Genomic DNA, 13,624 nt, shown 5'->3' with positions numbered 1-13,624 from the left:
ACAGCACTAAGCAATACTTCTCTTTTATCACGTTCTCATGCTATAAGACTCCCTCTTCTTTAAGGGAAATTAAAGGCTATAAACCTGAAACTGATAAAAGTGAATTAACTATTCTAAAAGCTGTTACAAATTTAGGAGGTTTTTTTAGTATGGGTAAAAATAAAAATTCTGTTTTAGAAAAAATTACTTTTGCTTACCATAAACATAAACTTAAAAAATATGATGAAAAGATAAATAAGATTAAAACATCACGATTTGAACCCTTGGATAAATATCAAATAAAACAACGATCTTTAACATTAATGCAACAAGCGAAAAACGGTATACCTTTGGAAGAACTATTAGTCGAAGCCTATTCATTAGTTTACGAAACAGTAAAACGAGTATTAGGATTTCAACTTTTTGATGAACAGCTCATAGCAGGGATTGCTCTGCATGAAGGAAAAATAATTGAAATGCAAACTGGAGAAGGGAAAACGCTTGCAGCTGTTCTACCAGCTTATTTAAACGCATTGCATGGAAAAGGCGTGCACATTTTAACCTTTAATGACTATTTAGCCACAAGAGATGCTGAATGGATGGGTGTTATTTATCACTATTTAGGTTTATCAGTTGGTTTTATTAAAGAAGGAATGGATAACGAAACTAGAAAAGAAGCGTATGCTGCTGATATTACTTATGTGACTGCTAAAGAGGCAGGGTTTGATTACTTGAAAGATTCCATATCGTATGACAAAAGTTTGTTAGTACATCGTCCTTTTCATTTTGCACTAGTAGACGAAGCAGACTCTATTCTTATTGATGAAGCTAGAATTCCTCTTGTCATCGCAGACAAGAAAGCTGCTTTACAGAAAGATCAGAGACAAATGGCTCAAATCGCAAGAAATTTACAACATGGATTGGACTATGATACTGACGAAGATCAACGAAATGTGTATTTAACGGAAATAGGGATGAAAAAAGTTGAACAATTACTATGCTGTGGAAATTTATATGGAAATGAAAACGTCAATACTTTGACTTCACTCCACTCTGCCCTTCACGCTGAAGTTTTATTAAAACAGGATGTACATTACATTGTTCGAGAAGACAGAGTTGAGTTAATTGATGAACTCACTGGAAGGGTTGCAGACAAGCGCCATTGGCCAGATGGATTGCAGGCTGCAGTAGAGGCAAAGGAAGGATTAGCAAATCATTCAAGTGGAAGAATCTTAGGTTCGATCACTTTGTTCAATTATTTAAATCTATATCCGAAGATAAGTGGAATGACTGCAACGGCTAAATCATCCATGAATGAATTTAGAGATATCTATAATTTAGACGTGGTTACCATCCGCCCTCATAAAACAAGTTTAAGAATTGATTACCCATACAAGGTGTTTACACATAAGGAAGCGAAACAAACAGCTTTGGTACAGGAGATTAAATCCGTTTATCTTACAGGCCGCCCTATTCTAATTGGGACTAGTAGTGTAGAGGAATCTAATGACTTGTCTATTTGACACATTGAAACGAGATGTACCCATAGAAAGTTCAAAGATGATTCAAAATATAGAACATATACAGCGAAGGATAGATGGAGAAAATTTTGAAATTCGAAAAACGTTAAATAAATATACGGATATTATAGAAGAACAACGTTGTGTGATCAATAACAAACGTCACGAAATATTAATGGATCGTTCAATGGGGGATTTATTTGCCTCAAAAGAACCAGAAATATATGAAAGTCTATGTAAGCAATTAGGAATAAAGAAGATGCATCAGATTGAAAAGCGTATTACACTCCTCCAAATAGATCAGTGTTGGGCTGATTATTTAGATTATGTTGAATATATTAAGGAAGGAATACATCTCGAAAGTATCGCTAAAAAAAATCCGTTAGATGAATTCCACAAATTACTCATTTCAGCTTTTAATGAATTAGACGAAAAGATTGAGCAAGGAATAATGAATCAATTTTATTGTATTGATCCTAAAAAAGGAATTGATTTGGAGATGAACATTTTAAAACATCCTTCAGCAACTTGGACGTATATCGTTAATGATAACCTTGATATTAGTAAGAAATTCTCTTTGTCTAAATTTAGGTTTTTATAAACGTGGTCTAAGAAGGGGAAGTGAGAAGTATGTAGGTGGAACTAATAAAAGTTCTTTCCCGCTTCCCTCCCCCTCCTTAATATTATTAAGCAAAGTACTTGAAAGTCTCCACGAAAAACTAAGCTCAGGTTAATAAAAAACAGGTTGTTACTCTTGTGAGGGACTCTACCCCTATTCTTCTCCTCAGTGGTTTAAGCAGTTGAACTACAAAAACTTCCGGAGCGCCCTTTTAGATTAATCAATCAACACCAGTGAGATGTTAAGCAGGGTGTTACTCTTGTAAGGAGTTTTGCGAATTATGCAAGTGGACGAATAAGAGTAACACCCTTGCGTTCATATTTTAATCTGCTGTTCAGTTCAAGCGCCTTACGACACCACAGCTTTTTTATCGTCCTCAAAAATCTCAACCTCTCTCCATTTTCCGAAAAAGTAATAAAGTACAGCCAGCACACAACTGATAACAAAACTGACTCCAATCCCAATACTGATTCCTTTTTCTCCCCAAAAGGTAGAAAACAATAACGCAAGCGGATAACGTAAAACCCAAAACGAAATAATGTTCAACACCAAGACCTGAAACATTGCACCAGAAGATCTTGCAACACCATTCAGTACAAAATTAATCCCTATAAATGGATAAAAGAAGGCGATTGTTTTTAAATAATAAGCTCCAAATGTTATTGTCTCCTCATTTCCATCTCTTAAAAATAAACGAACTAAAAATTCAGCACCAAAAAAAACTAATATACTGATGAGTAATGTCAAAGCTACAATGAGAAATGAGCCTTTTTTTGCAATTTCACTGACTCGATCCCAAAGCTCAGCTCCGATATTTTGTCCTGCCATACTAGTTACAACAGAACCTAAGGTGAAAGCCGGAAGTAAAATAATATTCTCAATCCTTTGTGCTACCCCGAAACCTGCGATAACATCGTTTCCAAAAGAATTCACTAAACCTACAACAACCACTAATCCACTGGAAATAGCGATCATTTGAAATCCGCCTGGTATTCCTAATTTCAGGACAGTAGTCATGTCTCGCTTTTCGGGCAGTTTTGGCATTGTAAATGGAACATTCGCTTTATAAATAGAAAACCATAATCCGTATAAGAAGGCCGTAGCTTGAGAAATAACCGTTGCGTAAGCTGCTCCCTCCATTCCTAAACCAAAAACATGAATAAACAATGGATCAAGTATGGTGTTTAATATCACCGCTAATATGATAAAACGTATTGGTGTTTTACTGTCTCCTAATGCTCTTAAAATCGTACCTATGAAATTATATCCAAACAAAAATATAATCCCAATGAAATGGATTTGTAAATAAGTTTTTGCTAAAGGTAAGATTTCCTCAGGCGTACCTAATAGTTGTAACAATAATTGTGATGAAAAGAAACCTATAATACCAAATAAAATAGATAAAAAACCTAAAATAACTACAAAGGCATTTAATGATTTTTTTAGTCCTTCTTCATCATTTCTGCCTTTTTGTTGAGACAATATTGTAAGGGTAGAGCTGTTGATTCCAATCATGAAAGAAAGGATAGCGAAAAAAATCGGAGCGGCATTGGTTAAAGCACCTAATGCATATGAGCCCATTAAATTTCCTATCCAAAGGCTGTCTATTAACTGGTATGAGGATTGCAACACGTTCCCAATCAGTACAGGACCGGCAAATAAAACCATCTTTTTTTGAATGCTTCCCTCTGTGAAGTCGAACTTTTGCTGACTCATTTATTTCTCCAATCCATACATTTTTTTTAAGATAATAACACAACCTATCCTTATACTATAACAAATCTTATGATGAATGGAGAATTGCATATGAAAAGAATTAGCGCTATTTTATTGGCTGTTTTACTGTTTTTTGGCATGACGAGCATGAGCTCTGCTCAATTATTAGATAATCATGAAACGGTGACTACTGAGAAAGATGATGATCGTTCAGAAAAGGTTGAACCTGAAAAGAAGGTGAAACCGAAAGAAGAAGTTAAACCAGAAGAAAAAGTAAAACCCAAAGAAGAAGTTAAACCAAAGATGAAAGAAGAAAAAAAAGGAGAAAAGAAAGGTAAAGGAAACATAAAGCCTGAAGAAGTCAAAGAAGAGAAAAAAGGAGAGAAGAAGGGCAAAGGAAACATAAAACCTGAAGAGGTCAAAGAAGAGAAAAAAGGCAAGGGTAACATAAAACCTGAAGAGGAAGTGAAGGAAGAAAAGAAAGGTAAAGGAAACATAAAGCCTGAGGAAGTCAAAGAAGAAAAAAAAGGTAAAGAAGATATAAAACCTGAAGAAGACATAAAAAAAGAAAAAAAGCTAAAAAAAGGCATGCACAATGAAAGTAATATAAACGCGGGGAGTAACTCCCCTTCTATAATGAATGAGCATAAAGAAATTCTTTATAAGCTGAATGATTTAAGAAAACAAAGCCATGAGCTTCACATGCAAATTAATGAAAAAAAAGATGAGTTTATTGATTTATGTATAAAAAATGATCATGACAAAGATAAATTAAAAGCAGCCAAAAAACATTGGAAAGAAGCAAAAGGACAGCATAAAAAAGTAATGGAAATTCACAAAGAATTAATGGCTGTAAAAAAGGACTTGATTAAAGCAAACCAAGATCATGATGCAGAGAAAGTAAAAGAATACTTAGAACAAACAGTAAGTCTAATGGAAGACCTTAATGAAACATTAGGTAAAAAGTTAGAACATTTAGATGAAATGGTTGAAGCATTGAAATAAATAAATTCACTTAGAAATACTTAAAAATGAGGCAGAGGAATTGATTCTGTCTCATTTTTTTATATGGGCTGTTGAATTTATTGATTTTTAGTTCTATCTGATACCTTTAGTTTCTATATAATGTTGGTATTTCTTTTGTACGATGTCCGTATTGGAGATGCCTCGTCACTTGTATATGTTGTTTTGGTGTATAATGAGATGAAAATAAAGAAACTTTCTTTCAGAATTATTTTTAAGGAGATCATTATGAACACTGTATTTCAATGGCCGGGGAATTTATTGCTAGTCAATAATTCAGAAAACATACTTAGAGATCATATCATCTATCCTTTTGCCTATGACGAAATGGCTTGCAAAAAAGTTGGGCTCGGCCAAACTCCAATGATTCATGTATGGAGACATCATAAAGGTTTTGTATTAGGGATGAGAGATTGGAAGCTGCCTTATTCTAAACAAGCTGTAGATTGGTTGAAACAGCAAGGGTATGATGTGATGGTACGTCATTCTGGTGGAGCAGCAGTTCCATTAGATGCTGGGGTTTTGAATATTTCTATTATCTTACCCAAACCAGTGGGTGAAATTAACATTCATCATGATTTTGAAATTATGTATCAGTGTATGAAAAATACAATGCGTGACTTTTCTCAACATATAAATAAGGGAGAAGTAGTAGGATCTTACTGCCCGGGAGATTATGATTTAAGTATTGATGGATTCAAGTTTTGTGGAATTGCACAAAGACGACAAACAAAATCATTTATCGTTCATGCATTTGTAGTTATAGAAGGAAGCGGTTCTGACCGGGCGGCATTAGTGCGTGATTTTTATAATATAGCTTCTGGTGATATTCAAATTGAAGAATCAAAAAGAGCGTTTAACCAAGTTAAACAATTAGAATATCCTCAGGTTGTACCAACTAGTACTGCTAGTTTATCTGAATTAACCAAATTAACATCAGTCCAAGATTTTGTTAATCATTTGAAAAAATATATCTCATCCGAGGCAAACATTTTTGAACATAGTGGAATCGAAATGAACAGTGAAATTAAAGAGATGATGAATCGGATTGAGTCCAGATATAAAGAATGAGCTGAATGAGCTTGAGGGTTAACACTTGAACATGTAGTAGTATATAGCAAGAGATGAAATTCGTTGGATTTTGAGGGGTCAATAAAGATAAGACCTATTGCCCCCTATTTTTAAAGTCATAATTGGCTTTACGATTTTACCTTATATCATCATATCTGGTGAACATTTTCAACAATTCCAACACATCAAAACGAATCGCCTGAATTTAAGGAAGAGAATATTACATAGAAAATCGCAATTATAAAACCTATTACATAATATATTAAATGATCAGACAAAGAAAATTTTTCGCTATAAGAATACCATAATACAGCACTCAAAAAACAAAATAAAATGACGGCAATGGTGCCGATTACCAGAATAATTGGATTAATCATATAAACGTCATTCATTCCTTTACACATAAGAATATGTGTTTATTTTTATTTACTTTTACGTATTTCTTCTTCGAACGTTTCACCCCTTCAAAAAATATGCCAAAATCTCATCTAACTCATTCTGCCAAAAACCCCATAAATGCTCTCCATCTTTTTCTACGTATTCCAGTTTTGTTTTTTTCTCTAATAAAATCTCTTTTGTTACTCGATTGGCTTCAAGAAAGTCATATGTGCCTCGGTCTGTTTTTACTTTGTCTTCTTGTAAGCCAATTAACATATAGAGGTCTAACCAAGATAAATCATCTTCTAATTCTACTCGAGCTTGTGTACGATCCAAAAATGCTCCGGATAACGAAATCACCTTTCGAAAAAGTTCAGGATGATCTAGAGCTAAGTGCAAGGATACCGTTCCTCCTAAAGAATCCCCTGCAACAATTCGATTGTCTACATCTTTTCTCACGGGATATTTTTCTTCCACAAATGGAAGGAGCTCATCAATGAAAAACTGCTTGTACAATTGAAAACGGTCACCATCTGGAGCATATTCCGCTGTTCGATTGGCCAGTTTCACATCTATTCCAACAATGATAACAGGCTCTAGGTCCTCATCTAAAATAAGTCGAGTTGCGTGTGTAGCAACTCTTCCAAAATTGAAAAATTGTTCTCCATCCTGGCAATATATCACAGGATAAGAACTTAATTCGTTATATCCTGGAGGTAAATATACTCTTAAATTTCTTGTATCATTTAGTATTTTGGAATTCATCTGTTCCTTCATAATTGTTCTTTTGTAATATCGGGAATCGCTCATAACCATCAACCTTCCATTTATTCAGAGTAATTTTATTTATTTCAGCACAAAATGATCATGATAAGTAAAAATTGTTTGGACACTCCTTGTTTGGAACAACAATCTGATGAAAGAAATCTCATTGGAGATGTTGGCTATTTATAAACAGACGCAGCAACATCGTTCTTACCATCATCACATGATGATTTGGTTTTCTTATTTTACAATGTGAATAAACAACTAAATTTATTTGTAACATAAAGATGGAAAATTTCATATCTGTATTATATAATACTATATGCTGTTATATTAAAATTATGTTGATAAGTATTAAAAAATAGTCAATTTATCCTCTTTATTTAATTGAAACAGTTTGTTAATATTAATGTAACAGTTATAAATAATAACCATTTAGCAGCTTGTAGGTCATCATGTTTGTTTAAAAGTTTAAGATGTAGATGTCTGTTTATACAAATTGCTACATTTCGATAAGAGGAGTAGGTATGATAAATCGTACCGCTTGCTCCAATAAAATTATTTAGTTGAGGTGAAAATTCACTATGGATAATGTTTCAGTAATGGAAAAAGCGAACTATGAAGTTCGTACAAACAAAGTAATGCCTTTATCGATCCTATCCTTGGATGGAAAAGTAAATGAAGATCTTTTGCCTGATCTTAGTGACGATCAGCTTAGAGAATTAATGAGAAGAATGGTCTTCACTAGAACTTGGGATCAGCGTGCAATCAGTTTGCAAAGACAAGGAAGATTAGGTTTTTATGCACCTGTATCTGGGCAAGAAGCTTCTATGATCGGAAGTGAGTTTGCATTAAATAAAGAAGATTTTGTATGTCCTGGTTACAGAGACATGCCCCAAATCGTATGGCACGGTTTGCCAATGTACCAAGCATTTCTTTATTCTAAAGGACATCAACACGGTGGCGAAATTCCTGAAGATGTAAATGTACTCATGCCGCAAATCATCATCGGTGCTCAAATTGTACAAAGCGCGGGCGTAGCGATGGGGCTTAAAAAACGTGGCAAGAAAAATGTAGTCATTACATATACAGGGGATGGAGGAAGCTCACAAGGCGATTTTTATGAAGGAATGAACTTCGCTGGAGCTTTTAAGTTACCTGTTATATTTGTAGTGCAAAACAACGGTTACGCGATTTCAACACCATCATCCAAACAAACTGCAGCAGAAACGATTGCTCAGAAAGGATTGGCTGCGGGAATTAAATCAGTGCAAGTCGACGGTATGGACGTTCTAGCGATGTACAAAGCTGTGCAAGATGCTGCTGAAAGAGGCCGCAATGGAGAAGGAGCTACATTGATTGAAGCGATCACTTATCGTTTTGGACCGCATTCTATGTCTGGAGACGATCCGACAAAATATCGTACGAAAGACGAAGAATCAGAGTGGGTACTGAAAGACCCAATCGTACGCTTCCGTCAATATCTAGAAGCGAAAGACCTTTGGACAGAAGAAGATGAAACAAAAACAATTGAAGAAGCAAAACAAACAGTAGCTGATCAAATTAAAAAAGCAGAATCTACTGCAAAAATGACAATACCTGGTCTAATAGACAGCATGTTCGAATCAACACCGTCACATCTTGAAGAACAAAAAAAAGCTTACTTAGAGAAAGAGGGGAATTAAGTTATGGCACAAATGACAATGATTGAAGCAATTAAAGATGCAATGAGAGTTGAATTGGAAAGAGACGAAAATGTACTGTTGTTTGGTGAGGATGTAGGGCATGTCGGTGGTGTATTCCGTGCGACAGAGGGTCTGCAGAAGCAATTCGGAGAAGATAGAGTCTTTGATACACCTTTAGCAGAATCAGGAATTGGTGGATTAGCATTAGGATTAGGTATACAAGGTTTCCGTCCGATTGCTGAGATTCAATTTATAGGTTTTATATTTGAAGTCATGGATTCCATTGCTGCGCAAGCATCTCGTATGCGTTACCGTTCAGGTGGAAAATACAACAGCCCAATTACATTTAGAACACCATTTGGTGGCGGTGTACATGCACCAGAGCTTCATACAGACAGCTTAGAAGGTCTAATGATGCAAACACCTGGAATCAAAGTTGTAGTCCCATCCAACCCATACGATGCAAAAGGATTATTAATCTCTGCCATTCGCGATAACGACCCTGTTTTCTTTATGGAGCATTTGAAATTGTACCGTTCATTCAGAGGGGAAGTACCTGAAGGAGAATACACAGTACCGATTGGGAAAGCAAATGTGGTTCGTGAAGGTAGTGATGTAACCATCATTACTTACGGTGCAATGGTTCATACTTCACTTAAAGCAGCAGAAGAATTAGAAAAACAAGGCGTTCAAGCGGAAGTGATTGATCTACGTACATTGATGCCTTTAGATATAGAAACGATTGTGGAGTCTGTGAAGAAAACAAACAGAGCGATTGTAGTTCAAGAAGCACAAAAAACTTCAGGTGCAGCAGCGGAAATAATGGCTCAAATCAACGAAAAAGCAATATTGCACTTAGAAGCGCCAGTCATTAGAGTAGCAGCGCCAGATACGGTTGTAGCTTTTGGACAAATCGAAAAAGAATGGCTGCCTAACGAGAAAAAAGTCATTGCTGGTGTAAATCAAGTTATCAATTTCTAAATATGAAGATAAAATTGTGATTGCTTTTTTGAAAGCAATCACATCCAATTATATATTGTTTTTAAAATGCTAAAGGAGGTTCTTAAGTTGGGACTTTTTCAATATAAAATGCCTGAGCTAGGTGAAGGTCTACATGAGGGAGAAATCGTAAAGTGGAATGTAGCTCCAGGAGATACAATCAATGAAGACGATATTCTAATGGAGGTTCAAAACGATAAAGCTGTCGTTGAAGTACCTTCCCCTGTGACCGGGAAAGTAGCAGAATTGAAAGTAGAAGAAGGAACAGTAGCTGTAGTAGGTGATATTTTGGCTGCGATTGAAGTAGAAGGTGAAGTAGAGGGCGGAGCAGAAGAACCAGCAGCTGAAGCTCCTGCAGAAACTGAGCGGAAAACAGTTGAAGTTGTTGTTGACGAAACACCAGTCGCAGCATCTGCAAGTGCTCCTGCACCTGTAAATAACCGAGAAGTACTTGCAACACCAAGCGTTCGTAAGCTTGCTAGAGATAAAGGGGTAACGATCAGCCAAGTGCAAGGTACTGGGAAAAATGGTCGCATTACAAAAGAAGATGTACTTGCCTTCTCTGGTGGAGGAGCAGCAGTACAATCTGAAACAGCACCAATTGAAGTTTTAGTTGAAACGGAACAACCAAGACAAACAGAAGCACCAGCAGCAAGTGCAGCAGCTGTATCTGCAGGAACAGAAGGATTAGAAGAAAGAGTGCCACTAAAAGGCGTTCGTAAAATCATTGCTAATGCGATGGTGAAATCTGTATATACTGCACCACATGTAACGATTATGGATGAAGTAGACGTTACAAAACTAGTGGAATACAGAGAGCAAGTGAAACCATTAATGGAGAAGAAAGGCATCAAAGTGACTTACTTGCCTTATATCGTAAAAGCTTTAGTTGCAGCTATACGTGAATATCCAGTTTTAAATACATCGATTGATGATGATAAACAAGAAATTGTATACAAAAAATACTACAATATCGGAATTGCTACTGATACAGATAATGGTTTAATGGTTCCAGTGGTTAAAAATGCAAACGCGAAAAACATTTGGACAATCGCTAAGGAAATTAAAGACCTTTCAACAGGGGCTCGTGAAGGTAAAATTGCACCTGATCAATTAAAAGGAAGTACAATGAGCATTACAAACATCGGTTCAGCAGGTGGAATGTTCTTTACTCCTGTCATCAATCACCCTGAAGTCGCTATTTTAGGAACGGGTCGCATTACAGAAAAACCTGTTGTAAGAGATGGGGAAATTACAGTAGGAAAAATGATGGCATTATCCTTAAGTTTTGACCACCGTATTATCGATGGTGCAACAGCTCAATTTGCAATGAATTACATTAAACAGCTGTTAGAAGATCCTCAGCTGTTAGTCATGGAGGTGTAAAACATGGTAGTAGGAGATTTCGTGGAAGAGGTTGATGTTTTAGTTGTAGGAGCAGGACCAGGTGGATACGTGGCGGCAATTCGTGCGGCACAGCTTGGTAAAAAAGTAACGATCGTAGATAAGGATGCACTAGGCGGTGTATGTTTGAATCGTGGTTGTATTCCATCTAAAGCTTTAATTTCAGCAGCAGAGAAATTTGAATCACTAAGCCATGGAGCGGACATTGGAATTCAAGCGGATAATGTAAGTGTGGATTATGCAAAAGTGCAAGCTTGGAAAGACGGAATCGTTCAAAAACAAACGGGTGGAGTTGGTTTTCTACTTAAAGGAAATGACGTTCAAATTCTAAGTGGCGAGGTCTTTTTCATTGAAGAGAATGTAGCTAGTGTCAGCAATGATGAAGAGGGAAAACGATTAAAGTTTAACTCTTGTATTATTGCGACAGGTACAAGACCGATTGAATTAAAAACTTTCCCATTTGGAGATCGTATCATTTCTTCAACAGAAGCATTAACGTTGCAAGAAGTTCCAACAAGCATGGTTGTCATCGGTGGCGGATATATTGGAGTTGAGCTAGGCCAAACTTATGCTAAATTCGGAACGAAGGTGACGGTTTTAGAAGGGGCAGACACGATCCTACCTGGTTTTGAAAAAGAAATGACTCGTTTTGTCAGCAAGAATCTTAAAAAATCAGGCGTAGAAGTTTATAACAATGCTATGGCAAAAAGCTCAGCCGTAACAGACAAGGATGTAACTGTAACCTTTGAAGTGAATGGTGAAGAAAAACAGGTCACAGCTGAATATGTACTTGTTACTGTAGGTCGACGTCCAAACACGGATCAATTAGGTTTAGAAAATATTGGTGTCAAGCTGACAGATCGTGGACTAGTGGAAATTGATCATCAATGTAAAACAAGCGTACCTAACATCTATGCCATTGGAGATATCGTAGAAGGTTACGCGTTGGCACATAAAGCAAGTTATGAAGGAAAGGTTGCAGCAGAAGTTATCGCAGGTCAACCTAGTGTGATTGATTACAAAGCGATTCCTGAAGTTGTTTTCTCTGATCCTGAAATGGCGAGTGTTGGTTTGAAGGAAAGAGATGCGAAAGAAAAAGGAATTGAGATCGTAATGAACAAATTCAATTATGGCGGAAACGGACGTGCGATGTCCAAAAACGCTACAGATGGATTTGTAAAAATCATTGCGGAAAAAGAAACAGGTATTGTTCTTGGTGGGCAAATTGTAGGGCAAGAGGCTTCCAACCTAATTGCAGAGCTTGGTTTAGCGGTTGAAATGGGCTCTACTTTAGAGGATATCTCTTTAACGATTCATGCGCATCCATCACTTGGAGAAATCGTTATGGAAGCAGCGGAAGGTGCGTTAGGACACGGAGTTCATCAAATTAAAAAATAATACTAAATAAAGAATTATACTCTAACTCTATTGTAAACGTGCTAGTGGTAGACGACGCCATTAGCACGTTTTTTATAACTTAATAATGAGACCCATCGTAAATAGGCATAAACAATGACCGTATTTGGAATATTACACATGTAAAAGTTTTCTTATAGTGGACGATTACAAACTTAGGAGGAAATGACAATGAAGAGAACAAAGATCATTCAGTCATTGTTGTATACATGTGTTATATTCGGTTTGGTGTTGGGTACAAGCATTGCTGAGAGTGCGTTGGCGAATACGAATGATGCCTATCATTTTGGATTAAAGAAAAGTCGAGATGGACGACCAGCATCCATTAGCCAAGAAGGCTTTATGGAATTGTTAAAAACACACGGTGCTGTTTTTCTCGGAGATACGACTAAAAAAGAATTATATTTAACTTTTGATAATGGGTATGAAAATGGAAATACCATCCAAATTCTTGATGTATTAAATGAAAAACGGGTGCCTGCCATTTTTTTTGTCACAGGACAATATGTGAAAGAGGAACCTGAGTTATTGAAACGAATGGTGAAGGAAGGGCATTTGATCGGTAACCATTCATGGGGACATCCCGATATGTCCACGATTTCTGATGATCGTATTGAAGAAGAGTTAGATAAGGTGCAGATCGAAGTAGCCAAAGTGACAGGACAGTGGCAAATGGAATATATGAGACCCCCAAGAGGGATTTTTAATGATCGAGTTTTAGAAATCAGCAGCAAGCTAGGTTATACGAATGTTTTTTGGTCAGTAGCTTATAAGGATTGGGAAACAAACTCACAAAAGGGATCGAAATACGCATATGACAATGTCATGCGACAGCTTCATCCAGGAGCGGTGATTCTATTACATTCCGTGTCTCAAGACAATGCAGAAGCTTTGGGTGATATTATTGATGATGCCCGTAAGCAAGGATATACTTTTAAACGAATGGATGAATTAGATGTGAAAAGTTATCAGTAAATTTTGTTGCGTTCTTTATTCTGAAATACTCCCTCTTTTGAGAGGGAGATACTTGCATGTTTTCAATTAAATAA

At 36.3% G+C, this 13,624-nt stretch carries 11 protein-coding genes; 9 read left to right on the top strand and 2 right to left on the bottom strand.

The window, feature by feature from the left end; genetic code table 11:
- The first annotated feature begins 149 nt into the window (after positions 1-149).
- Together Q5Y73_RS11280 and Q5Y73_RS11275 are read left to right on the top strand one after the other, a co-directional pair.
- Positions 150-1,502: a preprotein translocase subunit SecA gene (locus Q5Y73_RS11280; protein ID WP_305992002.1), complete on the top strand. Its 1,353-nt coding sequence runs from the start codon at positions 150-152 to the stop codon at positions 1,500-1,502.
- Positions 1,486-2,100: a preprotein translocase subunit SecA gene (locus tag Q5Y73_RS11275; protein ID WP_305992001.1), complete on the top strand. Its 615-nt coding sequence runs from the start codon at positions 1,486-1,488 to the stop codon at positions 2,098-2,100. The genes Q5Y73_RS11280 and Q5Y73_RS11275 overlap by 17 nt, the downstream gene beginning before the upstream one ends.
- 366 nt (positions 2,101-2,466) lie before the next feature.
- On the opposite strand, the gene Q5Y73_RS11270 is transcribed toward Q5Y73_RS11275, so the two are convergent.
- On the bottom strand, positions 2,467-3,834 hold the full coding sequence (locus Q5Y73_RS11270; protein ID WP_305992000.1) for an MATE family efflux transporter: 1,368 nt from the start codon (positions 3,832-3,834) through the stop codon (positions 2,467-2,469).
- A 90-nt stretch (positions 3,835-3,924) separates the two neighbouring features.
- On the opposite strand from Q5Y73_RS11270, the gene Q5Y73_RS11265 reads away from it, so the two are divergent.
- Entirely contained in the window at positions 3,925-4,839 is a 915-nt protein-coding gene (locus tag Q5Y73_RS11265) for a hypothetical protein (protein WP_305991999.1), read from the top strand.
- Positions 4,840-5,085: 246 nt separating this feature from the next.
- A complete protein-coding gene (locus Q5Y73_RS11260; RefSeq protein WP_305991998.1) occupies positions 5,086-5,928 on the top strand; it encodes a lipoate--protein ligase family protein in 843 nt (280 codons plus the stop codon).
- Between the two features lie 456 nt (positions 5,929-6,384).
- Here the strand turns inward: Q5Y73_RS11260 and Q5Y73_RS11255 are convergent, their stop codons facing one another.
- Entirely contained in the window at positions 6,385-7,116 is a 732-nt protein-coding gene (locus Q5Y73_RS11255) for an alpha/beta hydrolase (protein WP_305991997.1), read from the bottom strand.
- Positions 7,117-7,673: 557 nt separating this feature from the next.
- Here Q5Y73_RS11255 and pdhA point away from each other — a divergent pair.
- From pdhA to pdaA, 5 genes are all read left to right on the top strand, one after another.
- Complete coding sequence (pdhA, locus tag Q5Y73_RS11250; protein ID WP_305992171.1) at positions 7,674-8,756, top strand: pyruvate dehydrogenase (acetyl-transferring) E1 component subunit alpha; 1,083 nt, start codon at positions 7,674-7,676, stop codon at positions 8,754-8,756.
- Positions 8,757-8,759: 3 nt separating this feature from the next.
- Positions 8,760-9,737, top strand: a complete 978-nt coding sequence (locus Q5Y73_RS11245; protein ID WP_305991996.1) for an alpha-ketoacid dehydrogenase subunit beta — start codon at positions 8,760-8,762, stop codon at positions 9,735-9,737.
- A gap of 87 nt (positions 9,738-9,824) precedes the next feature.
- On the top strand, positions 9,825-11,141 hold the full coding sequence (locus tag Q5Y73_RS11240) for a dihydrolipoamide acetyltransferase family protein (protein WP_305991995.1): 1,317 nt from the start codon (positions 9,825-9,827) through the stop codon (positions 11,139-11,141).
- Between the two features lie 3 nt (positions 11,142-11,144).
- The gene (gene lpdA / locus Q5Y73_RS11235) at positions 11,145-12,557 is read left to right on the top strand and encodes a dihydrolipoyl dehydrogenase (protein WP_305991994.1); all 1,413 of its coding nucleotides are present in this window, start codon (positions 11,145-11,147) and stop codon (positions 12,555-12,557) included.
- Positions 12,558-12,746: 189 nt separating this feature from the next.
- On the top strand, positions 12,747-13,550 hold the full coding sequence (pdaA, locus tag Q5Y73_RS11230) for a delta-lactam-biosynthetic de-N-acetylase (protein ID WP_305991993.1): 804 nt from the start codon (positions 12,747-12,749) through the stop codon (positions 13,548-13,550).
- Positions 13,551-13,624: the final 74 nt, after the last annotated feature.

It is taken from the genome of Chengkuizengella axinellae (assembly GCF_030730905.1).
GTDB lineage: Bacteria > Bacillota > Bacilli > Paenibacillales > KCTC-33759 > Chengkuizengella > Chengkuizengella axinellae.
The sequence above is the reverse complement of the archived record's forward strand: the minus strand, read 5'-3'. Positions and strand labels throughout refer to the sequence as shown.

What these genes read in the sequence shown, in the direction of transcription:
- Q5Y73_RS11280 (WP_305992002.1), top strand. Translation starts at nt 150, where the DNA reads ATGGGTAAAAATAAAAATTCTGTTTTAGAAAAAATTACTTTTGCTTAC.
- Q5Y73_RS11275 (WP_305992001.1), top strand. Translation starts at nt 1,486, where the DNA reads ATGACTTGTCTATTTGACACATTGAAACGAGATGTACCCATAGAAAGT.
- Q5Y73_RS11270 (WP_305992000.1), bottom strand. Translation starts at nt 3,834, where the DNA reads ATGAGTCAGCAAAAGTTCGACTTCACAGAGGGAAGCATTCAAAAAAAG.
- Q5Y73_RS11265 (WP_305991999.1), top strand. Translation starts at nt 3,925, where the DNA reads ATGAAAAGAATTAGCGCTATTTTATTGGCTGTTTTACTGTTTTTTGGC.
- Q5Y73_RS11260 (WP_305991998.1), top strand. Translation starts at nt 5,086, where the DNA reads ATGAACACTGTATTTCAATGGCCGGGGAATTTATTGCTAGTCAATAAT.
- Q5Y73_RS11255 (WP_305991997.1), bottom strand. Translation starts at nt 7,116, where the DNA reads ATGAGCGATTCCCGATATTACAAAAGAACAATTATGAAGGAACAGATG.
- pdhA (WP_305992171.1), top strand. Translation starts at nt 7,674, where the DNA reads ATGGAAAAAGCGAACTATGAAGTTCGTACAAACAAAGTAATGCCTTTA.
- Q5Y73_RS11245 (WP_305991996.1), top strand. Translation starts at nt 8,760, where the DNA reads ATGGCACAAATGACAATGATTGAAGCAATTAAAGATGCAATGAGAGTT.
- lpdA (WP_305991994.1), top strand. Translation starts at nt 11,145, where the DNA reads ATGGTAGTAGGAGATTTCGTGGAAGAGGTTGATGTTTTAGTTGTAGGA.
- pdaA (WP_305991993.1), top strand. Translation starts at nt 12,747, where the DNA reads ATGAAGAGAACAAAGATCATTCAGTCATTGTTGTATACATGTGTTATA.